At 73.5% G+C, this 24887-nt stretch carries 20 protein-coding genes and 1 riboswitch; of the genes, 11 read left to right on the plus strand and 9 right to left on the minus strand.

Annotated elements, in window-relative coordinates; translation table 11 throughout:
- The first annotated feature begins 197 nt into the window (after nt 1–197).
- Nucleotides 198–1727 (plus strand): MFS transporter, encoded by a 1530-nt coding sequence (locus tag IF01_RS0136165; RefSeq protein ID WP_037782494.1) that lies wholly within the window; start codon nt 198–200, stop codon nt 1725–1727.
- Between the two features lie 105 nt (nt 1728–1832).
- Here IF01_RS0136165 and purB read toward each other — a convergent pair whose 3' ends face one another.
- The 4 genes from purB to IF01_RS0136185 form a co-directional block, all read right to left on the minus strand.
- Entirely contained in the window at nt 1833–3272 is a 1440-nt protein-coding gene (purB, locus tag IF01_RS0136170; RefSeq protein WP_199523405.1) for an adenylosuccinate lyase, read from the minus strand.
- A gap of 201 nt (nt 3273–3473) precedes the next feature.
- The gene (locus IF01_RS0136175) at nt 3474–3917 is read right to left on the minus strand and encodes a MarR family winged helix-turn-helix transcriptional regulator (protein ID WP_030397876.1); all 444 of its coding nucleotides are present in this window, start codon (nt 3915–3917) and stop codon (nt 3474–3476) included.
- Nucleotides 3918–4021: 104 nt separating this feature from the next.
- Nucleotides 4022–4438: a DUF3037 domain-containing protein gene (locus tag IF01_RS0136180; protein ID WP_030397877.1), complete on the minus strand. Its 417-nt coding sequence runs from the start codon at nt 4436–4438 to the stop codon at nt 4022–4024.
- Nucleotides 4435–5190 (minus strand): HipA family kinase, encoded by a 756-nt coding sequence (locus tag IF01_RS0136185; protein WP_233290415.1) that lies wholly within the window; start codon nt 5188–5190, stop codon nt 4435–4437. The genes IF01_RS0136180 and IF01_RS0136185 overlap by 4 nt, the downstream gene beginning before the upstream one ends.
- A 362-nt stretch (nt 5191–5552) precedes the next feature.
- On the opposite strand from IF01_RS0136185, the gene IF01_RS0136190 reads away from it, so the two are divergent.
- Entirely contained in the window at nt 5553–6911 is a 1359-nt protein-coding gene (locus tag IF01_RS0136190; RefSeq protein WP_030397879.1) for an NAD(P)/FAD-dependent oxidoreductase, read from the plus strand.
- A gap of 138 nt (nt 6912–7049) precedes the next feature.
- On the opposite strand, the gene IF01_RS0136195 is transcribed toward IF01_RS0136190, so the two are convergent.
- Both IF01_RS0136195 and IF01_RS0136200 read right to left on the minus strand, forming a co-directional pair.
- Nucleotides 7050–8240: a GDSL-type esterase/lipase family protein gene (locus IF01_RS0136195; RefSeq protein WP_244215730.1), complete on the minus strand. Its 1191-nt coding sequence runs from the start codon at nt 8238–8240 to the stop codon at nt 7050–7052.
- Between the two features lie 291 nt (nt 8241–8531).
- Nucleotides 8532–9896: an aminotransferase class I/II-fold pyridoxal phosphate-dependent enzyme gene (locus IF01_RS0136200; RefSeq protein WP_051756890.1), complete on the minus strand. Its 1365-nt coding sequence runs from the start codon at nt 9894–9896 to the stop codon at nt 8532–8534.
- Nucleotides 9897–9930: 34 nt separating this feature from the next.
- Here IF01_RS0136200 and IF01_RS0136205 point away from each other — a divergent pair, with 34 nt between their 5' ends.
- The 6 genes from IF01_RS0136205 (at nt 9931) to IF01_RS0136230 (ending at nt 15770) form a co-directional block, all read left to right on the plus strand.
- Complete coding sequence (locus IF01_RS0136205; protein WP_078880613.1) at nt 9931–10701, plus strand: pyridoxamine 5'-phosphate oxidase family protein; 771 nt, start codon at nt 9931–9933, stop codon at nt 10699–10701.
- 11 nt (nt 10702–10712) lie between these two features.
- Complete coding sequence (locus IF01_RS0136210; protein ID WP_063764391.1) at nt 10713–11387, plus strand: FMN-binding negative transcriptional regulator; 675 nt, start codon at nt 10713–10715, stop codon at nt 11385–11387.
- A gap of 118 nt (nt 11388–11505) precedes the next feature.
- On the plus strand, nt 11506–12918 hold the full coding sequence (locus IF01_RS0136215; RefSeq protein ID WP_030397884.1) for a sugar porter family MFS transporter: 1413 nt from the start codon (nt 11506–11508) through the stop codon (nt 12916–12918).
- Between the two features lie 121 nt (nt 12919–13039).
- Nucleotides 13040–13741 carry a dienelactone hydrolase family protein gene (locus tag IF01_RS0136220; protein WP_030397885.1) on the plus strand — a complete coding sequence of 234 codons (702 nt, stop codon included), beginning with the start codon at nt 13040–13042 and terminating at the stop codon, nt 13739–13741.
- A gap of 73 nt (nt 13742–13814) precedes the next feature.
- Complete coding sequence (locus IF01_RS0136225; protein ID WP_037782497.1) at nt 13815–15116, plus strand: MFS transporter; 1302 nt, start codon at nt 13815–13817, stop codon at nt 15114–15116.
- Nucleotides 15117–15239: 123 nt separating this feature from the next.
- Nucleotides 15240–15770, plus strand: coding sequence for an HAD domain-containing protein (locus tag IF01_RS0136230; RefSeq protein WP_051756892.1), 531 nt, complete (start codon nt 15240–15242; stop codon nt 15768–15770).
- Between the two features lie 30 nt (nt 15771–15800).
- On the opposite strand, the gene IF01_RS0136235 is transcribed toward IF01_RS0136230, so the two are convergent.
- Together IF01_RS0136235 and IF01_RS0136240 are read right to left on the minus strand one after the other, a co-directional pair.
- On the minus strand, nt 15801–16589 hold the full coding sequence (locus IF01_RS0136235; RefSeq protein WP_030397888.1) for a CPBP family intramembrane glutamic endopeptidase: 789 nt from the start codon (nt 16587–16589) through the stop codon (nt 15801–15803).
- A gap of 126 nt (nt 16590–16715) precedes the next feature.
- Entirely contained in the window at nt 16716–18221 is a 1506-nt protein-coding gene (locus IF01_RS0136240) for a glutamate-cysteine ligase family protein (RefSeq protein WP_030397889.1), read from the minus strand.
- A gap of 362 nt (nt 18222–18583) precedes the next feature.
- Here IF01_RS0136240 and IF01_RS0136245 point away from each other — a divergent pair, with 362 nt between their 5' ends.
- Both IF01_RS0136245 and IF01_RS0136250 read left to right on the plus strand, forming a co-directional pair.
- Nucleotides 18584–19204, plus strand: coding sequence for a hypothetical protein (locus tag IF01_RS0136245; protein WP_051742888.1), 621 nt, complete (start codon nt 18584–18586; stop codon nt 19202–19204).
- A gap of 397 nt (nt 19205–19601) precedes the next feature.
- Nucleotides 19602–19793, plus strand: a complete 192-nt coding sequence (locus tag IF01_RS0136250) for a DUF5999 family protein (RefSeq protein ID WP_030397891.1) — start codon at nt 19602–19604, stop codon at nt 19791–19793.
- A 219-nt stretch (nt 19794–20012) separates the two neighbouring features.
- On the opposite strand, the gene gcvP is transcribed toward IF01_RS0136250, so the two are convergent.
- Nucleotides 20013–22913: an aminomethyl-transferring glycine dehydrogenase gene (gcvP, locus tag IF01_RS0136255; protein ID WP_030397892.1), complete on the minus strand. Its 2901-nt coding sequence runs from the start codon at nt 22911–22913 to the stop codon at nt 20013–20015.
- Between the two features lie 241 nt (nt 22914–23154).
- A riboswitch (glycine riboswitch) is annotated at nt 23155–23258 on the minus strand.
- Between the two features lie 163 nt (nt 23259–23421).
- Between gcvP and IF01_RS47140 the strand changes: the two genes are divergently transcribed.
- Nucleotides 23422–24786, plus strand: coding sequence for a PRC and DUF2382 domain-containing protein (locus tag IF01_RS47140; RefSeq protein WP_094745728.1), 1365 nt, complete (start codon nt 23422–23424; stop codon nt 24784–24786).
- Nucleotides 24787–24887 lie beyond the last annotated feature (101 nt).

Raw genomic sequence — 24887 nt, forward strand, 5'->3', positions numbered from 1 at the left:
CCAAAGTCCGGAACACCGTGACGCTCCGCATGAAAGGCATGCACAGTACGCACACAATCCATTCACTGCGCGCACGTGATCCGCAACCCTCCGCCGATGTCGTCATCAGTGCGCACACGATCACTCACGGAACGGACATCCCCGACACACCCCCGGTGACCCTTGTCACGTCGGCCCCGTGGGCCCCACCATGGGCCGTGACCACCACCGATGCAGGCACCCTGCGGTTGGGCACCGCGCAGGGACGCTGGGTACTTCTGGCGACGGTGCTCGGCTCCAGCATGGCGATGCTCGACGGAACCGTCGTGAACGTCGCACTGCCCCGGATCGGCACCGATCTCGGTGCCCAGCTCGACGCCCTGCAATGGACGCTGAACGCCTATCTGCTCACCCTGGCGGGCCTGATCCTGCTCGGCGGCGCGCTCGGCGACCGGTACGGGCGGCGCCGGATCTTCCTGCTGGGCGTGGTCTGGTTCGCCGCCGCCTCGGCCGCCTGCGCCGCCGCGCCGACCATCGAGGTGCTGATCGCGGCCCGCGCCGTGCAGGGCATCGGCGGGGCGCTGCTCACCCCGGGCTCGCTGGCGATGCTCCAGGCGGTGTTCCATCCGGACGACCGCTCGGCGGCGGTCGGCCTCTGGTCCGGCCTCGGCGGGGTCTCGGCGGCGGTCGGCCCGTTCCTCGGCGGCTGGCTGGTGGACGGCCCGGGCTGGCGCTGGATCTTCCTGCTGAACCTGCCGCTGGCCGCGATGGTGATCGCGGTGGCCGCCCGGCACGTCCCGGAGAGCCGCGACGAGAGCTCGACCGGGCGGTTCGACGTGCTCGGCGCGGTGCTGGCCGCTCTCGCGCTCGGCTCGATCACCTATGCGCTGACCGCCGCCGGGGGCGGCCTCTCCGCCACGGTCTGGGTCACCGGCGCGGCCGGCCTCCTGCTCGGCGCCGCCTTCATCGTGGTCGAGCGCCGCACCGCGGAGCCGATGCTGCCGCTGGGCCTGTTCTCCTCACGGCTGTTCACCGCCGTCAACCTGGTCACGCTCGCCGTGTACGCGGCGTTCAGCGGGGTCTTCTTCCTCCTGGTCGTCCAGCTGCAGATCGTCTCCGGCTTCTCGCCGCTGGTCTCCGGACTCGCGCTGGTGCCGATCACCGTGATCATGCTGGCGCTCTCCGCCCGGGCGGGCCGGCTGGGCAAACGGATCGGCCCGCGGCTGCCGCTCACCGTCGGCCCGCTGCTGTGCGCGGTGGGCGTGCTGCTGATGCTGCGGATCGGGCCCGACGCCTCCTACTGGACGGACGTGCTGCCGGCCGTCGCGGTGATGGGGAGCGGAATGGTGCTGCTGGTCGCACCGCTGACCGCGACCGTGCTGGCGGCGGTCGAGGTGCGGCACGCGGGCATCGCGAGCGGGGTCAACAACGCCGCGGCCCGGGCGGCCGGACTGCTGGCCGTTGCCGCGCTGCCCGCGCTGGCGGGTCTGAGCGGCGACGCCTACCGGGTGCCGTCGGCGGTCGACTCCGCCTTCCACACCGCGATGCTGATCTGTGCCGGACTGCTCGTGGCGGGCGGGCTCACGGCCCTGACCACCGTCCACGGCAACGTCCTGGCCCCCGAGGACCACCGCCCGGTGGCCGAGCCGGACTGCCGCTACGCCTGCGGCACCAACGCGCCGCCCCTCGACCCGGGCCATCCCGCCCCGCCCCTCGACCCGGGCCGTCCGGCTCCGGAGCAGGGCTGAGCCTCCCCGCAGCAGAAGACCCCCGGACCGCCGGGCCTCCCGGACACGCCGAGGGCCCCGCCACCTCGACGGTGACGGGGCCCGGCATCCGGGGTCGGACAACCGTCAGAGGATGTCGCCCGGCGCGTACTTGGCGGCCTCCGGGTACGCGGCCGCGACGGCCTCGACCTGGCGGACGACCTCGGCGACCTGGGCACCGGCCGCACCGGTGAAGGACAGCCGGTCGGCGAGCAGCGCGTCCAGCCCGGCCCGGTCCAGCGGGATCCGGTCGTCGTTCGCCAGCCGGTCCAGCAGCTCGTTCTCCCGGGCCCCGGCCCGCATCGCGAGCGCGGAGGCGACGGCGTGCTCCTTGATGACCTCGTGCCCGGTCTCCCGGCCGACGCCCGCGCGCACCGCGCCCATCAGCACCTTGGTGGTGGCCAGGAACGGCAGGTAGCGGTCCAGCTCGGCCTCGACCACGGCCGGGAAGGCGCCGAACTCGTCGAGGACGGTCAGGAAGGTCTCCAGCAGGCCGTCGAAGGCGAAGAAGGCGTCCGGCAGCGCGACCCGGCGGACCACCGAGCAGGAGACGTCGCCCTCGTTCCACTGGTCGCCGGCCAGCTCGCCGGTCATCGACGCGTAGCCGCGCAGGATCACCGCGAGGCCGTTGACACGCTCGCAGGAGCGGGTGTTCATCTTGTGCGGCATCGCGGAGGAGCCGACCTGGCCCTCCTTGAAGCCCTCGGTCACGAGCTCGTGGCCGGCCATCAGGCGGATGGTCTTGGCGAGGCTGGACGGCGCGGCGGCCAGCTGCACCAGGGCGGTCAGCACCTCGAAGTCCAGCGAGCGCGGGTAGACCTGGCCGACGCTGATCAGCACGTTGTCGAAGCCGAGGTGGCCGGCGACCCGGCGCTCCAGCTCGGCGAGCTTCTCGGTGTCGCCACCGAGCAGGTCCAGCATGTCCTGGGCGGTGCCGACCGGGCCCTTGATCCCGCGCAGCGGGTAGCGGGCGATCAGCTCCTCCAGCCGGCGGAAGGCGACCAGCAGCTCGTCCGCGATCGACGCGAAGCGCTTGCCGAGGGTGGTGGCCTGCGCGGCCACGTTGTGCGAGCGGCCGGCCATGACCAGCTCGGCGTGCTCGGCGGAGAGCCGACCAAGGCGGACCAGCACGGCGACCGTGCGGTCCCGCACGTGCTCCAGGGACTGCCGAATCTGCAGCTGCTCGACGTTCTCGGTCAGATCCCGGGAGGTCATGCCCTTGTGGATCTGCTCGTGGCCGGCGAGGTCGCTGAACTCCTCGATCCGGGCCTTCACATCGTGTCGGGTGACCCGCTCACGGGCGGCGATGGAGCCGAGGTCGACCTGGTCGATCACCCGCTCGTAGTCGGCGACAGCGGTGGCGGGCACCTCGACGCCGAGGTCCTGCTGGGCCTTCAGGACGGCGAGCCACAGGTGGCGCTCGAGGACCACCTTGTGCTCGGGGGACCACAGCTGGGCCAGGGTCGCCGAGGCGTACCGGGAGGCCAGGACATTGGGGATCTGGGGCTTCGCGCTCACGCTTCGCAAGCCTAACAGCCGAGGTCAGCCCGACCCGCGCCGGACCGGCCCAGCGCGATCCGCAGGCAGCGGAAGCGGCCTGGAGAGCGGCCCGGAGAGCCGCCCGGCACCCGGACGCAGCGGCCCCGTATTCGGACACACCGTGCCCCGACACACCGTGCCCGGACACACCGCGCCCGAAGACGCCGCGCCCGGACACAGCACCGAGACCTACTGCCGTCCGCTGAGCACCGGGAGCACCTGGAGGCAGATCGAGTGCAGCGCGCTCCGCTGCTCGTCGCTGAGGGTCTCGAAGGACTGGTGGGTGCGGCTCATCTCGCCGCGGACCAGCGACAGGATCTCCCGGCCCTGCTCGCTGATGACCACGATCTTGACCCGCCGGTCCCCCGCCGAGGCCTCCCGGCGGGCCAGGCCCAGGGCCTCGAGCCGGTCGACGATCCCGGTCACGTTGGAGGCGTCGCAGCCGAGCCGCCCGGCCAGCGCGCGCATCGGCACCGGCTCCTGGACGGCGCCGAGCGCCTTGGCCTGCGAGGAGGAGAGACCGTGCCTGGCGGCGGCGGCCGCGAAGTCCTGGAAGTACGCGGCACCGACGGCGGCCAGCGCCTCCATCAGCTCGGCGTTGGTCGGTACGGTCGTGGTCACTGTGGAACCCATGAGGTCAGCCTACGACCGAGTGCTTCAGTATCTCAAGCTTTGATCACGGCAAAGATCCGGCAGTCAACCGCCGCACCGTACCGAGGGCCCGACCGCCCGGGCCCTCAGAGCACCAGTTGGTCGAACAGCCGGCGCAGCTCGGTCTCCGGGTCCGCGGTCAGCCCGGTGTGCACCGGGCCCGGCTGCACCACCGCGCTGCGCGGCGCGGTCAGCCAGCGGAACCGCTGCCCCGGGTTGTCCGACGCCGCCGGACCGGCCTGCGGTCCGCCCTCGCAGACCGCCTCGATCCCCTGCAGCGCCCGCCGCACCCCGGACACGTCGGCCACCGGGTCCAGCGCCAGCAGCCGCGCCTGGTCGAGATGGGTCCGGGCGGCCAGGTGGGCACTCTGCCGGCAGTAGAGCAGCACACCCACATTGACGCACTCACCGCGCTCCACCCGGGGCACCGCCCGGATCACCGCGTACTCGTAGTCGTGCAGCTCGGCGACGGCCGGCAGCGCCGACCGGATCGGCTCGGTCATGCGGACACCTCCGGCAGCCAGTCGCGCGGACCGGCCAGTCGCTCGGTCAACTGGGTGCGGTACGCCGCGCGCACCGCCTCGGGCGAGTCGAAGCCGGGCTCGTCCACCAGCCAGACGTCCGGGATCCGCGCCACCGCCTCCTCGATCGCCGCCTCGGCCAGCGGCGCGAGCGCCTTGTCGGCGGCGAGCAGGTCCGGCTCGGCGCGCAGCAGCGCGTGGTCGGAGGCGTCGTACGGCCGCCGGATCCAGGCGGCCGCGCCGGCCCAGTTGTGGTGGAAGATCAGGCTCGCGCCGTGGTCGATGAGCCGCAGTCCACCGGTGGCGACCAGCAGATTGGGGTTGCGCCAGGAGCGGTCGACGTTGCCGATGAGGGCGTCGAACCAGAGCACCTGCCCGGCCAGCCCGGCGTCCACCTCGAAGCAGAGCGGGTCGAAGTTGAGCGCGCCGCTGACGAAGGCCATGCCCAGGTTGAGTCCGCCGCTGGCGCGCATCTGGTCCTGGATCTGCGGGTCCGGCTCGCTGCGGGCCAGTACCGGGTCCAGGTCGACGGTCACCAGCTCGGGCACCGGCAGCCCGAGCCGCCGGCCGAGTTCCCCGGCCAGCACCTCCGCCACCAGCGCCTTTCGGCCCTGCGCCGCGCCGACCCATTTCAGCGCGTACAGCCGCCGGTCGTCGGCCTCGACCAGGCCCGGCATCGAGCCGCCTTCTCGCAGTGGCGTCACATAACGGACCGCCGTCACCTCGGGGAGCACGGCGGACAGCCTATCGGGCATATGCACGGGGCGGGTGTCGCTCGACCCGCTCGCCCGCCCGGGTCGTCCCGGTGGCAGCCCCCGCCGCGCCGTGCGAACGTGGCGGACAGTAGCCGGGGAACGCTACGGCCCCGACCGGCAATCGGCCACGACCCCGACCGGCCACGACCCCGACGGGCCGCAGCCGCAGCCGGCCGAAACCGCAACCGGCCACGACCCGCATCGGCCATGACCCGCACCACCGCACTCGCACCGCCGTACCCGTACCGCCGCCTCCGCGCCCACCGAGGGCCTCGACGTGGCGGAACGGCCCTCGGCGCCTCGACCCGCGGCGGAACGACCTGCACTGTGAGGGACGCACGATGGAACGAGCCCGGATCCTGATCGTGGGCGGCGGCTTCGCCGGACTGGAGTGCGCGCGCCGGCTGGAGCGCAAGCTCTCCCCGGCGGAGGCGGAGATCTCCCTGGTCACCCCGTTCAGCTACCAGCTCTACCTGCCGCTGCTGCCGCACGTGGCGGCGGGTGTGCTCACACCGCAGTCGGTGGCCGTCTCGCTGCGGCGCTCGCTGCGCCGCACCCACATCGTCCCCGGCGGCGCGATCGGGGTGGACCCGGCCGCCAAGGTCTGCGTGGTGCGCAAGATCACCGACGAGGTGGTGGCGCAGAAGTACGACTACCTGGTGCTGGCCCCCGGCAGCGTCACCCGCACCTTCGACATCCCCGGTCTGACCGACTACGCGCGCGGCATGAAGACCCTCGCCGAGGCGGCGTACGTCCGGGACCATGTGATCGCCCAGCTGGACCTCGCCTCCGCCACCCCGGACCAGCGGGAGCGCGAGTCCCGGCTCCAGTTCGTGGTGGTCGGCGGCGGCTACGCCGGCACCGAGACCGCCGCCTGCCTCCAGCGCCTCACCACGGCCGCCGCCCACCGCTACCCGAGGCTGGACGCCCGGCAGATCAAGTGGCACCTCATCGACATCGCCCCCAAGCTGATGCCCGAGCTCGGCGACGCCCTCGGCACCGCCGCCCTGGAGGTGCTGCGCGAGCGCGGCATCGAGGTCTCGCTCGGCGTGTCGGTGGCCGAGGTCGGCGCCGAGTCGGTGAAGTTCACCGACGGCCGGGTGCTCCCCTGCCGGACCCTGATCTGGACGGCCGGCGTCGCCGCGAGCCCGCTGATCGCCACCCTGGACGCGGAGACGGTGCGCGGGCGGATCGCGGTGACGGCGGAGATGCGGGTGGCCCCGTTCGAGGGCGTGTTCGCGCTCGGCGACGCCGCCGCCGTCCCCGACCTCGCCAAGGGCGACGGCGCGATGTGCCCGCCGACCGCCCAGCACTCGGCCCGCCAGGGCCGGGCGGTGGCCAACAATGTGATCGCCGCGCTCCGCAACCAGCCGCTGGAGCCCTACTACCACAAGGACCTGGGCCTGGTGGTGGACCTCGGTGGCAAGGACGCCGTCTCCAAGCCGCTCGGGGTGGAGCTGCGCGGTGTGCCGGCGCAACTGGTGGCCCGCGGCTACCACCTGATGGCGATGCGCACCAACGCCGCCAAGTTCCGGGTCGGCGCGAACTGGCTGCTCAACGCGACCGCCGGCGACGACTTCGTGCGCACCGGGTTCCTCGCCCGCCAGCCCGCCCGGCTCCGCGACTTCGAGTACACGGACGCCTATCTGACGCGGGACCAGGTCAAGGAGCACACCCAGGCGCTGCTCGCCAAGGGCTGACCCGAGCCGCAGGAACGGGACGTCGCCCTGTCCCCCGCCGCACCGGCGGGGGACAGGGCGACGTCCCGTTCCCGACGGCTGCCTCGCCGCCGGCTGCCTCGCCGCCGGCTGCCTCGCCGATGGCTGCCTCGCCGCCGGCTACTTCGCCGTCAGGTACATCCCGTTGGCGTCCTGCCCGGCGGTGTTGCGGCACCCCCAGTCGCCGCTGGTCCGCCCGTACAGCAGGGTCAGGCAGCGCCCGAGCGCCTGCTGCGCGTAGTAGTTGGGGTGCAGCGACTCCTGCAGGGTGCCCTGCGAGGAGTTGAGCCCCCCGTCCAGGAACCGCGCCCACTCGCTGGTGGTCGCGGACGGCGCGCTGGTCGAGCCGGCCTGACGGGTCGCCTTGGAGCAGACCTCACGGCCCTGGAGCATGTCGCTCAGGTCCAGGAACTGCACACCCTTGGCCTTGGCGACCCCGGCGAGCGCCCGGGAGATCTGCGGCACCAGCGAGTCGCGCGCCCAGTCCGCGTCGCCGTTCCAGAGCGGACAGCCGCCGGTGTCGGAGCGGCTCCAGCCGCTCTCGGGGTAGCGGATCTCGGCGGCGCGCGGGATCGGCGAGGGGTAGGACTGCAGCACGATCCGGTAGTCCCCGGCCGCGTACCCGGCGCCCGCCATCACGGCGCGGATCTCGTCGAGCGCCTTGCCGACGCCCGCCATCGCGTCCGGCATCCGGCCGTCGACCGCACTCTGTTGATCATCGTTGCAGTAGGAGTACCAGACGAGGTAGTCCTGCACGCAGGTCGAGATCACGTCGCCGAAGCCGAGGTCGTTGCCGCCGATCGACAGGGTGACCAGCTTGACGTTGTTCTGCCGGGCCACGGTGGCGAGCTGGTCGGCCTGCGGGGCCTCGCCCTTGAACGACTGCCCGCCGTTGGCGGCGCGGAAGACGTTGGCGGCGACGGCGCCCGAGCAGGCCAGGTTGATCTGGGTCTGGGCCACGGTCGGCGCGCTGCGCACCTCGGCCACGTCCGAGCGGTCGCACCCGCTCGCGTAGGTGGCGCCGTAGATCCGGCTCGGGTCGTAGCCGCTGCCGGTCCAGGCCCGGTCGGTGCCGGCCCGGTTGCCGCCGCTGGTGACGGAGTTGCCCTTCCAGCGGCCGGCCTCGCCGGAGATGTAGCTGTCGCCGAGGCTGACGCTGGCGGTCGGGCCGCTCGGGGCGGCGGCCCGGGCCGGGGCGGCGGTTCCCGCCACCAGTCCGGTGGCGGCGAGCGGCAGGGCGAGCGCGGCGGCGAGCAGCCGTCCGCGCCACCGGGCGGTGGTGCGGGAAATGCTCGAACGGTTTTCGGGCACGACGGAACTCCAACGATCGGTCTCGCCCGCAGGTGGGGGCGGGGAGACACGGGGTGAGGGTAGGCCGCCGGCCGGTGGCGCGTTGAATCTGACATGCCCGCGCTTGTTACCGCTAGGTATCTGCAGTGAATTTCTCGCCCTGTTACCAATCAGTACTGATCGGCTCGGATCGTTTTAGTCGGTCAATGGCGATGCCAATTTCGATTCGATCCGGATCGAATCGAAATTGGCATCGCCATTGACCTGGAATCGAAGGCCCACCATTCCCCCCGGGGTGGACGCCGGACCGAATCAGACCAGCCGCGACGGCGCCCCGTCCGCCCCCGCCCCGGTGATCCCGTGCCATCCGCTCAGCACGGACGCCAGGTCCTCCGCCAGCCGCCCGGCATCGGCCGGGTCCAGCTGCGCGACCGTGACCCGCAGCCCGGGCGGCGACTGGAGCCGGTAGCGCGCGCCCGGCGCCACCACCCAGCCGCGCTGCACCAGGGCGGCCAGTGCGACGGCCTCGTCCGGCACCGGCACCCAGACGTTCAGCCCGCTCGCCCCGTGCGCCGCGACGCCCCGCGCGGCCAGTTCGCCGATCAGCGCCCCCCGGCGCGCGCGGTAGGCACCGGCCACCCGCCCCACCGGCGCGGCGTCGGTGCGCCACAGTTCGGCCACCGTCTGCTGGAGCAGATGGCTGACCCATCCGGCGCCCAGCCGCTGGCGCCCGAGCACCCGTCCGACGGTGTCCTCGTCGCCCACCGCGACCGAGAGCCGCAGGTCCGGCCCGTAGGCCTTGGCCGCCGAGCGCACCACCGCCCAGTGCCGCGAGCCCGCACCGGCCAGCGGGTGGTAGGGCTGGTCGACGATGCCGTGGCCGTGGTCGTCCTCGATCAGCAGCACGTCCGGACGGGCGGACAGGACGGCGCGCAGCTCCTCGGCCCGCCCGGCGGTGATCGCGGCGCCGGTCGGGTTCTGCGCCCGGCTGGTGACCACCACCGCCCGGGCGCCGCCGTCCAGCGCCTCGGCGAGCGAACCGGGCAGCGGACCCTCGTCGTCGAGCCGGACGGGCGCCGCGCGCAGGCCGAGCGCCGGCAGCAGGTCCAGCAGGCTGCCCCAGCCCGGGTCCTCGACGGCGACGGCGTCGCCGGGGCGCAGCCGGGTGGCCAGGATCCGCTCGATGGTGTCCAGCGAGCCGGAGGCGACGGCGATCGGGCCGGCCGGCAGGCCGTCCGCGGCGAAGGCCGCGCCGGCCAGGGCGAGCAGTCCGGGGTCCACGGTCGGGTCGCCGTAGCGGACCGGTGTGCGGCGGGCGGCCTCGGCGGCGGCCGCGAGGGCCGGGGTGAGGTCGGGCAGCAGCGCCGGGTCGGGGTTGCCGTCGGCGAGGTCGCGGGCGTGCGCCGGGACGGGCAGCCGGATCTCGTCGCGCGGGGTGTGGGCGGGGCGCGGGCGGATCCGGCTGCCCTTGCGGCCGGCGGTCTCGATCACCCCCCGGTCGCGGAGCAGCCGGTAGGCGGCGGCCACGGTGTTGGGGTTGACGCCGAGTTCGGTCGCGAGGTCGCGCAGCGGCGGCAGCGGCGTCCCGGGGGCGAGCTGCCCGGCGCTGACCCCCCGCTCGATCTCGGCCGCAATCTCGCTGGCACGCCGACCGGTGATCCGATAGTCTCCTAGCACAAAACAGAGTATGCACTAGTACATAGAGGTTGTCATGTCGACCGTACCGGACAACGACACGTCCTACGCCCGTACCCCGCGCACCACCCCCACCCGCTACAAGGACCGGGCCACCTGGGAGCGCGAGGCCATCCACGCGGTCCTGGACGCCACCTACCTCTGCCACCTCGGCTTCGTCGTCGACGGCGCGCCGGTCGTGCTGCCCACCATCCACGCCCGGGTCGGCGACCGCGTCTACGTGCACGGTTCCACGGGCAGCCGGCCGCTGCGCGGCGCCCGGGGCGAGCAGGGCCTGCCCGTCTGCCTCACCGTCACCCTGGTCGACGCGCTGGTGCTGACCAAATCGGCCTTCAACCACTCGGTCAACTTCCGCTCGGTGGTGGCGCACGGCACCGCGTACCAGGTCACCGACCCCGAGGAGCTGACCGTCGCGCTGGACGCCCTGGTCGACCAGGTGGTGCCCGGCCGCTCCGCCGAGGTCCGCCCGGCCAACGCCAAGGAGCTCGCCGCCACCGCGGTAATCCGGCTCGACCTCGACGAGGTCTCCGCCAAGAGCCGGAACGACCTCGCCGCCGACGACGCCGAGGACCTCGACCTGCCCCACTGGGCCGGCCTGGTCCCGGTCACCAGCGGCTACGGCACGCCCCTGCCGGACGCCTCCACCACCGTGCCGCTCCCCGCGAACCTGCGCGCCCTCACCGCCCCGAGCCCCACCCCCGGCGCCGACACCATGCCCGACTCCGACACCGCCCCTGCCCCCGACCCGAGCGCCGGGGCCGACGACTCCACCCGCTCCGCCGGCTGACCGGGGCCCCGATGCTGATCCGCTCCTGGGACCGCGGCGACGAGGCCGAATGGCGCGCCTGGCTCGCCGAGGGCCGCGACTTCGGCCTGCTCGCCGCCAACGGCGGGCCGGGCCAAGGCCCGGTGCTCGTCCCCACCCACTTCCTCCTGGACGCCGACCGCGGCGAGATCCTGCTCCACCTCGCCGCCCCCAACCCCCTGCTGTCGGCCGTCCGGGCAGACCCGGAGGTCACCCTCGCGGTCACCGACGACTACGCCTTCGCCCCCGGCCACTGGCGCGGCGAGCCCGGCACGCCGACCAGCTACTACGCCTCGGTGCACTTCCACGCCACCGCGTCGCTGGTCACCGACCCGACCGGCAAGGCGGAGATCCTCAACCGCCAGCTGGCCCACTTCCAGCCGGAGCGCCCGGACGTCAGGGTCGTCCCCGGCGAGGGGGAGTTCGCCCGACTGCTCCCCGGACTCACCGCACTGCGCCTGACCGTCCGCGAGGTCCGCGCCAAGTTCAAGTACGACGACAAGAAGCCGGCCGCCGAGCAGTACGCGATGGCCGACCGGCTCGCCGAGCGGGACCGGGGCGCGGACGCCGGGGCCCGCACCCAGCTGTTGCGCCGCAACGCCCGCCGCACCGGCGCGGTCCGAGGGCCCCGCCCCGGGCCCGTTCCCCCGGACCGCGCAATCAACTGACGCTCCGTCACCCGTTCGGCGCAATCATCGAGGCGGCGCCGCCCGGGCACTGGTCGAATGTGAGCCGAACCCTGCCCGCTCGGCCGCGCGGACGGGACCGTCGACCCGGGGAGCGTGCGTGTCCAGGACCCAGACCCATCCGGCATCCGGCGAGGCGCACCTCGGGCACGTCGTCTTCATCTCGGCCGCCGCCGCGATGGGCGGCTTCCTGTTCGGCTACGACAGCGCCGTGATCAACGGCGCGGTGACGGGCATCCAGAAGCACTTCGGGGTCGGCAACGGCACGACGGCCTTCGTGGTCGCGATCGCCCTGCTCGGCTCGGCGGCCGGGGCGGTCGTGGCCGGGCGGCTCGCCGACCACCTGGGCCGGGTGCGCACCATGCTGCTGGCCGCGGGACTGTTCGCGATCAGCGGCATCGGCTCGATGTTCCCGCCGAACCTGGAGCTGCTGGCCACCTGGCGGGTGGTCGGCGGCGTGGCGATCGGCATCGCCTCGGTGATCGCGCCGACGTACATCGCCGAGGTCGCCCCGACCGCCTACCGGGGCCGGCTGGCCTCGTTCCAGCAGATGGCGATCGTGCTCGGCATCACCGTCTCCCAGCTCGCCAACTGGGCGCTCAACCAGGCCGCCGGCGGCGAGTCCACCGGCCACCTCGGCGGCATCCAGGCCTGGCAGTGGATGCTCGGCGTGGAAACGATCCCGGCCCTGGTCTACGGGCTGATGGCGATGTCCATCCCGGAGTCGCCGCGCTATCTGATCGCCGACCACCGGGAGGAGCAGGCCCGCAAGGTGCTGCTGGAGGTCGAGGGCGAGGGTGTCGACCTCGACGCCCGGGTGGCCGAGATCCACGGGGTGCTGGCGTCCACCCACAAGCCGCGGCTCAAGGACCTGCTGGGCGGCCGGTTCGGGCTGCTGCCGATCGTCTGGGTCGGTATCGGCGCCTCGGTGTTCCAGCAGTTCGTCGGCATCAACGTGATCTTCTACTACTCCTCCTTCCTCTGGCAGTCGGTCGGCATCAACGAGTCGAACTCGCTGCTGATCAGCCTCTCCACCTCGATCGTCAACGTAGTCGGCACGGTGATCGCGATGGCCCTGGTCGACCGGATCGGCCGCAAGCCGCTCGCCCTGGCCGGCTCGGCCGGGATGGCCCTCGCACTGGGCACCGCCGCCTGGGCGTTCTCCTACCGGCAGGGCACCGGCGACTCCGCCACCCTGGACGACACCTACGCGACGGTGGCGCTGGTCGCCGCGCACGTCTTCGTCTTCTGCTTCGCGTTCTCCTGGGGCGTGGTGGTCTGGGTGCTGCTCGGCGAGATGTTCCCCAACCGGATCCGCGCGCTCGCGCTCTCGGTCGCCGCCTCCGCCCAGTGGATCGCCAACTGGGCGATCACCGTCAGCTTCCCCGACCTCGCCGACTGGAACCTCTCGGCGACCTATGTCATCTACGCGGTGTTCGCGCTGCTCTCCATCCCGTTCGTGGCCTTCTGCATCAAGGAGACCAAGGGCCGCGCCCTGGAGGAGATGGGCTGACCACCCGCCCGCCCCGGCACCGGACCCAGCACCCTCCGGCACCGGCACCGGCACCCGGCCCGGACCCGGCACCCACCCCGACCAGCCGCCGCGCCCGGCGGCCCGTCCCCGAGAGGAAGCCATGCCTGAGCAGGGCGGCTCCCGGCAGAACGTCACCTTCCCCAGCGGCGGCCGCCAGGCCCACGGCTATCTGGCCCGTCCTCCCCAGGGCGTCGGCCCCGGCCTGGTGGTGGTCCAGGAGTGGTGGGGCCTGACCCCGTACCTGGCCGACGTGGCGGACCGGTTCGCCGCCGAGGGCTTCACCGTGCTCGCGCCGGACCTCTTCGGCGGCGCGACCACCCACGACAGCGCCGAGGGGGCCCGGCTCAGGAGCGAGCTGCCGGTCGAGCAGGCGATGCGGGACCTCGGCGGCGCGGTCGACCTGCTGCTCGGCCTGGAGGGCGTGGTCGGCGACGCGGTCGGGGTGGTCGGCTTCTGCATGGGCGGCGGTTTCGCCCTGCTGCTGGCCGCCGCCGAGGGCGACCGGGTGGCCGCGGCGGTGGCGTTCTACGGTCTGCCGCCCGACCCGGACTTCGAGTACCGGGGCCTGACCGCCCATGTGCTCGGCCACTACGGGGAGGAGGACGAGTACATCCCGATGGCCGCCGTCGACGAGGCCGCGATCAGGATCGGCGAGGCCACCGACGTCCGCCCGGAGTTCCACTTCTACCCGGCCGGGCACGCCTTCATGAACGAGCAGAACCTGCTCGGCACCTACGACCCGCTCCAGGCCGCGATCGCCTGGAAGCGCACCCTGGCCTTCCTCTGGGGCCACCTGGGCTGAGCCCCCGACGGCGCCCCGGCGTCGGTCCGTTTATCGGATGGACACGGACCACCCGCCCCGGCATAGTCGCGGAGTGCAGAGCCGAACCCCGCCCCCGCCCACCGGCCGCTTCGCCTGGGCGAGCCGCAACTTCCGGATCCAGACCGCGGCCACCGTGGTCAGCGGGCTCGGCAACGCAGGTGCCCCGATCGCGACCGCCTTCGCGATCCTCGACGGCGGTGGCTCGACCGCCGACGTCGGCTACGTCACCGCGGCCCGACTGCTGCCCACCGTCCTGCTGCTGGTGATCGGCGGCGCGCTCGCCGACCGGCTGCCGCGCCACCACGTCATGGTCGGCGCCAACCTGTTCAGCGCCGTCTCCCAGGGCGCCCTCGCCCTCCTGGTGCTGACCGGCGAGCCGACGCTCTGGCAGCTGATGCTGTTCTCGGCCGGCGCGGGCGCCGGTTACGCGTTCTACTCCCCCGCCTCCGGCGGCATGATCCTGGAGAGCGTCACTCCGGAGCACGCCGCCCGGGCCTTCTCCGTCTACCGGATGGGCTTCAACGGCGCGCAGATCGGCGGCGCCGCGCTCGGCGGCGCGCTGACCGCGGCGGTCGGCGCCGGATGGGTGCTCGCCCTGGACGCCGCCTGCTTCCTGACCGCCGCCGCGCTGCGCTTCCTGCTCGAACCGCAGCCGCCGAGCGCCCCGGCCGAGGGCGGCGGGATGCTCCGCGACCTGCGCGAGGGCTGGCACGAGTTCTCCTCCCGCCGCTGGCTCTGGGTCGTCGTGCTCCAGTTCTCGGTACTGGTCGCCTGCGTCGGCGCGGTCGAGGCGGTGTACGGGCCCGCCGTGGCGAAGGAGCGGCTCGGGGGCGCCCGCGACTGGGGCCTGGCGATGGCGGCCTACGGCGTCGGCCTGGTCGCCACCGGCCTGCTGATGGTCCGCTGGCAGCCGCGGCGGATCCTGCTGGTCGGCAACTGGGGCGTGTTCCTCTTCGGTGTGCCCGCGCTGGCCCTGGCGGTGTCCGCCCCGCTGCCGGTGCTCTGCGCGGCGATGTTCCTCTCCGGCGTCGGCGTCACCGTCTTCGGCGTCAACTGGATGATCGCGCTGCAGCAGGAGATCCCGGCCGAGGCGTTCTCCCGGGTCGCCGCCTACGACGAGCTCGGCTCGCTCTCGCTGGCACCGCTCGGCACCGCCCTCGCCGGCCCGGCCGCCGACCTGCTCGGCCTGTCCGGCGCGCTCTGGACCTGCGCGGTGGTCTCCCTGGTGCTCAGCGCCGCCGTCCTGCTGGAACCGCAGGTCCGCCGACTCTCCCGCCGCCCCGCCGAGCCGCCCGCCGAGCCGCCCACCGGCGTCCTCCCGGAGCCGATCGGGGCGCCCGCCGCGGCGCCCTGAGCCCGGATCGCGACCCGCTCCGAGCGCCCCCGGTACGCCCCCGTGTGCGCCCTTCGGCGGGCAACCGCCGGGGGTCCCGGCTCGTCCGACCAGGTGACGACGCACGAGACCTGGGGGCGCCCGATGCCGAAGCCACTGCTGTTCCTGGACGTCGACGGTGTGCTCAACCCGGTCTGTCCCCACCCCGGGGCCGGGTTCGACGCCCACACCCTGCTCGGCTACACCGTGCTGCTCTCCGCCCGCCACGGCGGCTGGCTGCGCGAACTGGCCGGAACGTACGAACTGGTCTGGGCGACCACGTGGGAGGAACACGCCAACACCCACATCTCCCCGGCGATCGGCCTGCCCGAGCTGCCCTTCGTCCGCTTCACCGGCTACGTCCCGCAGCCCGGCGACCCGCGCGTCCCGCTGATGGAACTGTTCTCCGCCCGCAAGTGGGCACCCCTGCTGCGCTACGCGGCGGGCCGCCCCTTCGCCTGGATCGACGACGTCATCCCGCCCCGTCTGGTCCGCGGCTCGCTCTGGCGGCGCGACCGGGTGCTGCTGCCGATCGACCCCGGTGAGGGGCTCGAACGGCGCCACGTGGACCGGCTGCTGGCCCGCCCGCCGCGCCCCGGCGCGATGTCCTCGGTCAAGTACCGGGCGGCCGACTGACGCACCCGGCCGGGGCCGTGCCCTCCCCGGTCAGCCGGTGGGCAGCCAGCTCACGTGCCCGGCCAGCAGCGCGTACCCGACGAACGCCACCGTGTCGATCAGCGCGTGCGCCACCACCAGCGGCATCACCCGCCCCCACCGCCGGTACAGCAGGCAGAACACCACACCCATCACGATGTTCCCGACCAGCCCGCCGACCCCCTGGTACAGGTGGTACGAACCGCGCAGCAGCGAACTCGCCGCCACCGCGGCCGGCCACGTCCAGCCCAGCTGCGTCACCCGGCGCAGCAGGTAGCCGAGGACGACGACCTCCTCCAGGATCGCGTTCTGCCAGGCCGAGAGGACCAGCACCGGGATCCGCCACCAGACGTCCGGCAGCCCGGACGGCGCGACCGTCAGGTTGTAGCCGGCCGCCTGCGAGCCCAGGTAGAGCACCAGCCCGGAGCCGCCGATCGCCGCCGCCACGGCCGCGCCCCGGCCGAGGTCGCGCAGCTTCTGCCCGAGGTCGAAGCCCAGCACCCGCAGCGACACGTCCTCGCGGACCAGCAGGTAGCCGACCAGCACGACCGGCATCAGCCCGCGGCCGATGTAGTAGAGCTGCCAGACCAGGTCGAGCCAGGGGCGGCCGGGCGCGCGCGAGCCGTTCAGGGTGGCCACCTGCTGGCCCAGCTTCAGGGTCTCGGTGAGCGAGCCGGTGAAGCTGATCAGCGCGCCGATCCCGCTCGCCCCGAGCGAGAGGCCGAGGACGGTCAGCAGTTCCACACCGAGCAGCCGACGGGTCGGCTTCGCGGTCTCCGGTGCGGTCGGAACGGTCGTCACGGGGGTGCTCCAGCGCGGACGGCGGCGGGCGGACGGTGCTCCGGCCGCCGGCGGGCGACGACGGCGGACCGGAGCGGTCATCCTGCCACAGCCCGCCGCGCGGGCCCCGGGCGCGGACCGGGAGGCCTACCCCACCGGCCAGGTGTGCACCGGCTCGCCGCCGCGCATGTGCTCCATGTAGCGCCGGGTCATCGCCGCCAGCGCGGACGAGCGGTCCGTCCCGTACTGCTCGCGCAGCCGGTGGAAGGTCGCGCTCTGCCAGGCCGCGCCGTTGGTCCGGCGCAGACAGCGCTGCTCGATGATGCCGAGGTAGCGGTCCCGGTCGGCCGGCTCCACCCCCCACGCGTCCAGCCCCTGGTGGGCCATCGGCAGCAGTTCGTTGAGCACCAGGTCGACGGCGGAGATCGTGGTCGTCCCGCCGCCGCGCCCGGCCCGGCCGGAGCGGGGCCACTGGAACACCGCGTCGATGCCGTACCGGGCCGCCTGCCGGAAGTTCTCGTCGGCCAGCTCGAACGGCAGCCTGGTCCAGATCGGCCGGGACTGCTCGGCCAGCACCCGCACCACGCCGTAGTAGAAGGCGGCGTTGGCGAGCGTGTCGGCCACGGTCGGCCCGGCGGGCAGCGCCCGGTTCTCCACCCGCAGGTGCGGCACGCCGCCGCTGACGTCGTAGACGGGCCGGTTCCACCGGTAGATGGTGCCGTTGTGCAGCCGCATCTCGGCGAGCCGCGGGACCCCGCCGGAGGCCAGCACCTTCGCCGGGTCCTCGTCGTCGCAGATCGGCAGCAGCGCCGGGAAGTACCGCAGGTTCTCCTCGAACAGGTCGTAGGCCGAGTCCACCCAGCGTTCGCCGAACCAGGTGATCGGCCGCACGCCCTGGGCCTTGAGCTCCGCCGAACGGGTGTCGCAGGCCTGCTGGAACAGCACCGGCCGGGTCTCCCGCCACAGCTCCCGGCCGAACAGGAACGGCGAGTTGGCGCCCAGCGCGAGCTGCGGCCCGCAGATCGCCTGGGCGGCGTTCCACACCGAGGAGAACCGCTCCGGGGTCACCTGGAGGTGGAGCTGGAGCGAGGTCGCGGCGGCCTCGGCGACCATCGTGATCGAGTCCAGTTCGAGGCGCTCCACGCCCTCGATGTCCAGGGTGATGTCCTCGCCGCGGGCGGCCAGGATCTGGTCGCTGAGCAGGCTGTACCGCTGGTTGTGGGACATCGCGTCGAGCCCGGTGTGGTCGAGCTCCAGGGTCGGCAGGATGCCGACCATCACGATCCGTGCACCGGCCTCCCCGGCCCTCCGGTCGGCGTAGCGCAGGCCGGTGTCGATCTCCTCGCGGAGCTCCTCGAAGACGTGTCCGCCGAGCCGGTGCGGCGCGATGTTGACCTCGATGTTGAAGCGGCCCAGCTCGGTCTGGAAGTCGGCGGAGCCGATCGAGGTGAGCACCTGCGCGTTGTTCAGCACCGGAAGGCCCTGCTCGTCGGCCAGATTGAGCTCGATCTCCAGGCCCATCACGGCCTTCGGACGGTCGAAGCGGTCCTCGCGGAGCATCCGGCCGAGCGTCTCCAGGCAGGACTGGAGCTTGCGGCGGTACATCTGCCGGTCCGACAGTTCCGCTCGAGTCGCCACGACCTTCTCGCCCATGGTCCCCTCCTCCTGAGCCGGCCGGCCCTCGACCGTGCAAGCATCATGCCCACCCCGAAGATCGATACCCGAACGCGTCGAATGGCTTGCAATGCAAGGGAACTGACGTCGTTTCAGCTCAACTGCCGACTTGCCCGACGCCACCGCCTGTGATAAACAGGTCACCCTGCGCACCTGTTCGAGTAGAATTCGCACTGCGCCACGGCGCGGTCGGCCATCGCCCGAGACCCGAGGACGGCCGCCACGCCGGCACCGCGATCCTGCCCAACCGGACAAGGCCCAGGTCCCGTCACCGCCGACGCACCCGCCATGCCGGTATGCCGCACTCGCACGCCGATCTCGCACGGAGAGGCGACCTTGCCATGACTCTGCAGACCCCCCAGCCCCCGCCCAGTGCCCTGCGCGCGGTGCTCGCCGCGCTCGACTCGGAGACAGCGCTGCGCCAGCCCGCCGCCGCCGCGCTGCGCCGTCCGACCGGGCCGCTCCTCCCCGCGCACCCGCTCGCCGTCCACGTCCTGGACGGGCCGCGGGCCGAACTCGCCGCCGCCCGCCGGACCGGATGGCGCTTCCTGATCAAGGACGGCACCGAGGTCGCGGCCGCGGCCGAGGTGGTTCAGGGGGCCGAGGGCCATACCTTCTCGCACTTCACCGCCGGCCCCTACCTGGACTCGACCGTCAGAGCACTGCGCCAGGCGTGGCAGCTCGCCCAGTCCTCCCGGACCCGCTGCCAGCCGAGGTTGCTGACGTTCCCGGGCCAGTACGCGACGGCGCTGTGGCTGCACAGTCCGGACGGCGGTCCCGGCACCGATCTGCTGATCCCCCTGGCCCCGGCGCCGATGGGGGTCACCGCGCACCGTGCCCACCCGGCCGCCGAACTGCTGCCGGTGCTGGCCCGGGGGCCGCTCGCCCGTTCGCCGATCGCCCGCCCGGTACTCCTCGGCACGCCCGTCGATCCGGCGCGGCTCGCCTCCGGGGCGCTCTGACCCGTCGCCGACCTCCGGTCCGGACCCGACCTCCGGACCCGACGTCGGAACCCACCCGATCGGTTCACTCGTCCGGACCCACCCGTCCGGGCCATCCGGCATGGCCCGGACGGGCCGTCGGACCTCTGACCCGTTCGGCATCGATTCCGGCCGCTCACCACCTGAACGGGTGATCTCTGGCCGGGGGTTGTGGCGCGTGTCACCAAATCGCTGCGCGCGGGTCCCGGGATGCCGACACTGGGAACCAGCGTGGAAGGACCTCCTGTCCTACCCACTTGAGCGCCGGTCCACACCTGGCCCGGCGCCGGACAGGATCCGACCGCCGCGGCGGCGCCCGCCGGCCATCCGACGGCACCGCACCACGGGGAGGATCGCGGAGCGAAGCGAGGGTACGCGTATGTGCCAGCACCGTCCTGAGTGTCCGTCGGCCGAGTCCGAGGACCGCGAGGCCGCCTTCACGGTGGCCTGTCACCCGGAACAGGGGTGGAGCCTGCTCTGCAACGGCGTCCTGCTCTTCGAGGACACCGGCGAGCTGCTGCCCGACGGCCGGGTGATCGCCCCGCGCCGTCCGGCCGCCAGCGTGGTCTGAGCCGCCGGGCCGACCCGGGGGCGACGCACCGACCGCGCCCCGGGCAGCACCGGCCGCAGCCGCAGCCGCAGCCGCAGCCGCAGCCGCACGGACAGCCGAGCACCACCGGGCACACCAGGGCACCACGGAGCACCACAGGGCAGGGCCCCGGCGGAAGCACCGCCGGGGCCCTGCCACATGCCGTTCCGTGCGCCGTCCGGTCCGGACGGCGCAGCGGGATCAGGCGCCGTACTCGTCCATCGGCGGGCAGGAGCAGACCAGGTTGCGGTCGCCGTACGCGCCGTCGATCCGGCCGACCGGCGGCCAGTACTTGTCCGCCGGGTTCACGCCGGCCGGGAAGACCGCCTCCTGCCGCGAGTAGCCGTGCGCCCAGTCGCCGGCCAGGGTGGCGGCGGTGTGCGGGGCGTTGCGCAGCGGGTTGTCGTCGGCGGCCCACTCGCCCGAGCCGACCTTCTCGATCTCCGCCCGGATCTCGATCATCGCGTCGCAGAACCGGTCGATCTCGTACAGGTCCTCGGACTCGGTCGGCTCGATCATCAGGGTGCCGGCGACCGGGAACGACATGGTCGGCGCGTGGAAGCCGTAGTCGATCAGGCGCTTGGCGATGTCGTCCACCGTCACGCCGGTCTCCTTGGAGAGCGGGCGCAGGTCGATGATGCACTCGTGCGCCACCAGGCCACCGGGGCCGGTGTAGAGCACCGGGAAGTGCGGGGCCAGCCGCTTGGCGATGTAGTTGGCGCTCAGCACCGCGACCTGGGTGGCGCGCTTGAGGCCCTCGCCGCCCATGAGGCGGACGTAGGACCAGGAGATCGGCAGGATGCCCGCCGAGCCCCACGGGGCGGCCGAGATCGGGCCGACACCGGTGGCCGGGCCGGCCTCCGCCTGCAGCGGGTGGTTCGGCAGGTACGGCGCGAGGTGCGCGCGCACCGCGACCGGGCCGACGCCGGGGCCGCCGCCGCCGTGCGGGATGCAGAAGGTCTTGTGCAGGTTCAGGTGCGAGACGTCCGCGCCGAACTTGCCCGGCTTGGCGAGGCCGACCAGGGCGTTGAGGTTGGCGCCGTCGACGTAGACCTGGCCGCCGGCCTCGTGCACCAGGCCGCAGATCTCGGTGATCTGGGTCTCGTACACGCCGTGGGTGGACGGGTAGGTGACCATCAGCACCGACAGGTTGTCGCGGTGCTGCTCGATCTTGGCCTTGAGGTCCTCGACGTCGACGTCACCGTCGACCAGGGTCTTGACCACGACCACCCGCATGCCGGCCATGACCGCGGAGGCGGCGTTGGTGCCGTGCGCGGAGGACGGGATGAGGCAGACGTCGCGCTGGGTGTCGCCGTTGCCGTGGTGGTAGGCGCGGACGGCCAGCAGACCGGCCAGCTCGCCCTGGGACCCGGCGTTCGGCTGGATGGAGACGGCGTCGTAGCCGGTCACCTCGACCAGCTGCTGCTCCAGGCCGCGGATCAGGGTGAGGAAGCCCGCGGCCTGGTCGACCGGCGCGAAGGGGTGCAGCTGGCCGAACTCCGGCCAGGTCACCGACTCCATCTCGGTGGTCGCGTTGAGCTTCATGGTGCAGGAGCCCAGCGGGATCATGCCGCGGTCCAGCGCGTAGTCCCGGTCCGACAGGCGGCGCAGGTAGCGCAGCATGGCGGTCTCGGAGCGGTGGCTGTGGAAGACCGGGTGGGTCAGGTACTCGTCCTCGCGCAGCAGCGCGGCCGGCAGGGTGTCGGCGTCCTCCGCCACCTCGACGGCCTCGACGCCGAACGCGGCCCAGACGCCCGCCAGGTCCTCGCGGGTGGTGGTCTCGTCGGTGGAGACCGAGATCCGGTCCTCGCCGTCCTGGAAGACGTTGATGCCGTTGGCGCGGGCGGCGGCGGCGATCGCGGCGGCGCGGCCCGGAACGACCGCGGTGACGGTGTCGAAGAACTCGCCGTGCAGCAGCTCGACCCCGCCGGCCCGCAGGCCCTGGGCCAGCGCGGCGGCGTAGCGGTGGGTGCGGCGGGCGATGTCGGCCAGGCCGTCGGGGCCGTGGTAGACGGCGTACATCGAGGCCATCACGGCGAGCAGCACCTGGGCGGTGCAGATGTTGCTGGTGGCCTTCTCGCGGCGGATGTGCTGCTCGCGGGTCTGCAGGGCCAGGCGGTAGGCGCGGTTGCCGTGGGTGTCGACGGAGACGCCGACCAGGCGGCCGGGCAGCGAGCGGGCGTAGTCGGCGCGCACCGCGAGGTAGCCGGCGTGCGGGCCGCCGAAGCCCATCGGCACGCCGAAGCGCTGCGAGGTGCCGCAGGCGATGTCGGCGCCGAGCGAGCCCGGGGACTTCAGCAGGGTGAGCGCGAGCAGGTCGGCGGCGACGGCGACGATCGCGCCGAGGCCGTGGGCCTGCTCTATCACCGGGGCGAGGTCGCGGACCGCGCCGGTGGCGCCCGGGTACTGGAGCAGCACACCGAAGACGCCGCGCTCGGCGATCTCGGCCGGGATGCCCTCGGACAGGTCGGCGACGACGACCTCGACACCGGTCGGCACGGCGCGGGTGTTGATCACCGCGACGGTCTGCGGCAGGGTGTCGGCGTCGACCAGGAAGACACCGCCCTTGACCTTGGTGACGCGGCGGGCCAGCGCCATCGCCTCGGCGGCCGCGGTGCCCTCGTCCAGCAGCGAGGAGCCGGAGGTGGGCAGGCCGGTCAGGTCCGCGACCAGGGTCTGGAAGTTGAGCAGCGCCTCCAGGCGGCCCTGCGAGATCTCCGGCTGGTACGGCGTGTAGGCCGTGTACCAGGCCGGGTTCTCCATGACGTTGCGGAGGATCACCGGCGGGGTGAAGGTGCCGTAGTAGCCCAGGCCGATCATCGACCGGAGGACGGAGTTGCGGTCGGCCAGCTGGCGCAGCTCGGCCAGGACCTGGGCCTCGGAGCGGCCGGCGGGCAGGTCCAGCGCGGCGATCGAGCGGATCGCCTCGGGAACGGCGGCGGTGGACAGCTCGTCCAGCGAGCCGTAGCCGACGTGGGCCAGCATCTTCTCCTGCGCAGCGGCGTCGGGGCCGATGTGGCGGTTCTCGAAGGGGCTGGCCTGTTCGAGCTCGGTGAGGGTCGCGGGGGTGGTCGGGCGTCCCGAGTTCGGCTGGGCGTTCATGGTGGTCGAGGCCTCCTGGTCACGGACCGGCGGGGGTGCGCACGCCGGGCTGCCTCGCCGCTGCGGACAACAGCGGAGGACCCGGTCGGACGAACCCGACAGGCCTCCCCCTCTGTCATCGGGACCTGAGAGCTTCGCCCGCGCGGAGGCGCCGTGGGACGCCCCGCCGGCTTGCACCGTCGGTGAGGGTGGGGTCCGCCGGCTCCCTCGCCCGCGTTCCTGCCCTGCTTTCCAGAGTGACCTATCCCGCACGGTACGGATGCCTGAGAGATTCCGGGGAGGAGTTGCTCCTTCGGCGCCCCGACCAGCGGTTTCCACTGCCGGGGACTCTCCCGCGCGGGCTCGGCGGTCGCGCCCAGGGTACCAGCGGGAGGGCCGACGATCACGGGTGCGTCCGGTCACTTCGCCGCCGGGGCCCGCTCGCCCGGCCTGCCCCGGACGGCTCAGCGCCGCGCCCGTCCGGCCCCGCCCCGGTCGCGCGGGTCCGGTTCATGGCTTTTGGTGTGAAGTGGCGGACCGGGCGGGCGGGCCGGCCGTCGTCCTGCGGGAGTTCCGCAGGATCACCGCACTGGAGGAAAGAGTGCAGACCGACATCGACCCCCGGGACCTCATCGGCCACAAGGCGGTCGACCGCAACGGGGACAAGATCGGCACCATCGACGAGGTGTATCTCGACGACGCCACCGGCCGACCCGAGTGGGCGGCCGTGCGGACCGGCATCTTCGGCCGGGACGCCTTCGTCCCCCTGACCACGAGCGAGTTCTCCGGCGACGAGCTGAGGGTGCCGTACGACAAGTCCCTGGTGAAGGAATCACCGGACTTCGGCGTCGGCCAGCACCTGTCGCCCGCCCAGGAGCTCCAGCTCTACCGCTACTACGGGCTGGACACCCCGGTGGACGGCCGGCCGTCGGCGGGTGACGGCTCGGGCTCGGAACCGGCCGACCTCGACTTCGGCACCACCGCCGACCGGGGCACGGCAGCCGGCACGGCCGCGGTGGGCGCGGCCGCCGCCAACGCCACGGGCACCACCAACGCCAACGCCAACGCCACCGGTACCGCCACCGGCACCACCAATGGCATCGGCACGACCAATGGCATCGGCACGACCAACGGCACGGGCACCGCGCATCCGGCCAAGCCGCTCGGCCTCCACCAGTCCCCCACTCCCGTCCCGAGCCCGGCCGCCGACCTCGGCAAGCCGTCCGACCCCGCCCCGGAGGCCCCCGTGCGGACCCTCGCCACGCCCCTGCCCACCACCACGACACCCTCCGCGCCGCAGCAGGCCGCCGAACCGCGTCCGCACACCCCGGCGGCCCCGTCGGTCGCCCCGGCCGGCGCGGCCGCGACGCCCGCCGCGGGCAGCGCGCAGCCCGAGGGCGGCCCCGCCGCCTCCTCCCCCAGCGGCCCGGTGGAGATCACCTGCCGCGAGGAGCGCCTGGACATCACCACCGAGTGGCATGTGCTGGGCACCGCCAAGCTGCGCAAGTACGTCACCAGCGAGCCGGTGGAGCGGCGGGTCGCGGTGGTCCGCGAGCGGGTCCGGGTCGAGCGGATGCCGGTCGGGGACGCGGAGCGGGCCGCTCTCAGCGAGAAGGAGATCGCCGAGGCGGTGGAGGAGGTGACCCTTCGCGAGGAGCGTCCGGTGGTCCGCAAGTACCTGGCGCCGATCGAGCGGGTCCGGCTGGTGGTCGAGCGGTACACCGCCGAGGAGGTGGTCCGGGACGAGCTGCGCCGCGAGCACGTCGAGGTCCACGACAACACCGCGGCCGCGTCGACTCCGGCGCCGTCCGCCGCGCACGCGCCGGCCCGTCAGGCCGCCCACCCGGCGGTCGAGGACCAGGCCCGCCCGGCTCCGCTGCGGCCGCTCGCCTGACCCACCGGAACGCCAGGACCCCGGCCGATCATGGCCGGGGTCTTTCCTTTTTGCCAAGGCTTAACCAATGAATATTTGACACACTGAAGTATCTCCCTGCA

Origin of the sequence: Kitasatospora purpeofusca (assembly GCF_000718025.1) — a bacterium.
Lineage (GTDB): Bacteria > Actinomycetota > Actinomycetes > Streptomycetales > Streptomycetaceae > Kitasatospora > Kitasatospora purpeofusca.

Bases quoted from the DNA above. Each gene is read 5' to 3' on its own strand.
- gcvP (WP_030397892.1), bottom strand. From the start codon at position 22,913: ATGAACGCCCAGCCGAACTCGGGACGCCCGACCACCCCCGCGACCCTC.
- IF01_RS0136240 (WP_030397889.1), bottom strand. From the start codon at position 18,221: ATGGGCGAGAAGGTCGTGGCGACTCGAGCGGAACTGTCGGACCGGCAG.
- IF01_RS0136230 (WP_051756892.1), top strand. From the start codon at position 15,240: ATGCCGAAGCCACTGCTGTTCCTGGACGTCGACGGTGTGCTCAACCCG.
- IF01_RS0136180 (WP_030397877.1), bottom strand. From the start codon at position 4,438: ATGACCGAGCCGATCCGGTCGGCGCTGCCGGCCGTCGCCGAGCTGCAC.
- IF01_RS0136250 (WP_030397891.1), top strand. From the start codon at position 19,602: ATGTGCCAGCACCGTCCTGAGTGTCCGTCGGCCGAGTCCGAGGACCGC.
- IF01_RS0136245 (WP_051742888.1), top strand. From the start codon at position 18,584: ATGACTCTGCAGACCCCCCAGCCCCCGCCCAGTGCCCTGCGCGCGGTG.
- IF01_RS0136210 (WP_063764391.1), top strand. From the start codon at position 10,713: ATGCTGATCCGCTCCTGGGACCGCGGCGACGAGGCCGAATGGCGCGCC.
- IF01_RS0136220 (WP_030397885.1), top strand. From the start codon at position 13,040: ATGCCTGAGCAGGGCGGCTCCCGGCAGAACGTCACCTTCCCCAGCGGC.
- IF01_RS0136190 (WP_030397879.1), top strand. From the start codon at position 5,553: ATGGAACGAGCCCGGATCCTGATCGTGGGCGGCGGCTTCGCCGGACTG.
- IF01_RS0136205 (WP_078880613.1), top strand. From the start codon at position 9,931: ATGTCGACCGTACCGGACAACGACACGTCCTACGCCCGTACCCCGCGC.
- IF01_RS0136175 (WP_030397876.1), bottom strand. From the start codon at position 3,917: ATGGGTTCCACAGTGACCACGACCGTACCGACCAACGCCGAGCTGATG.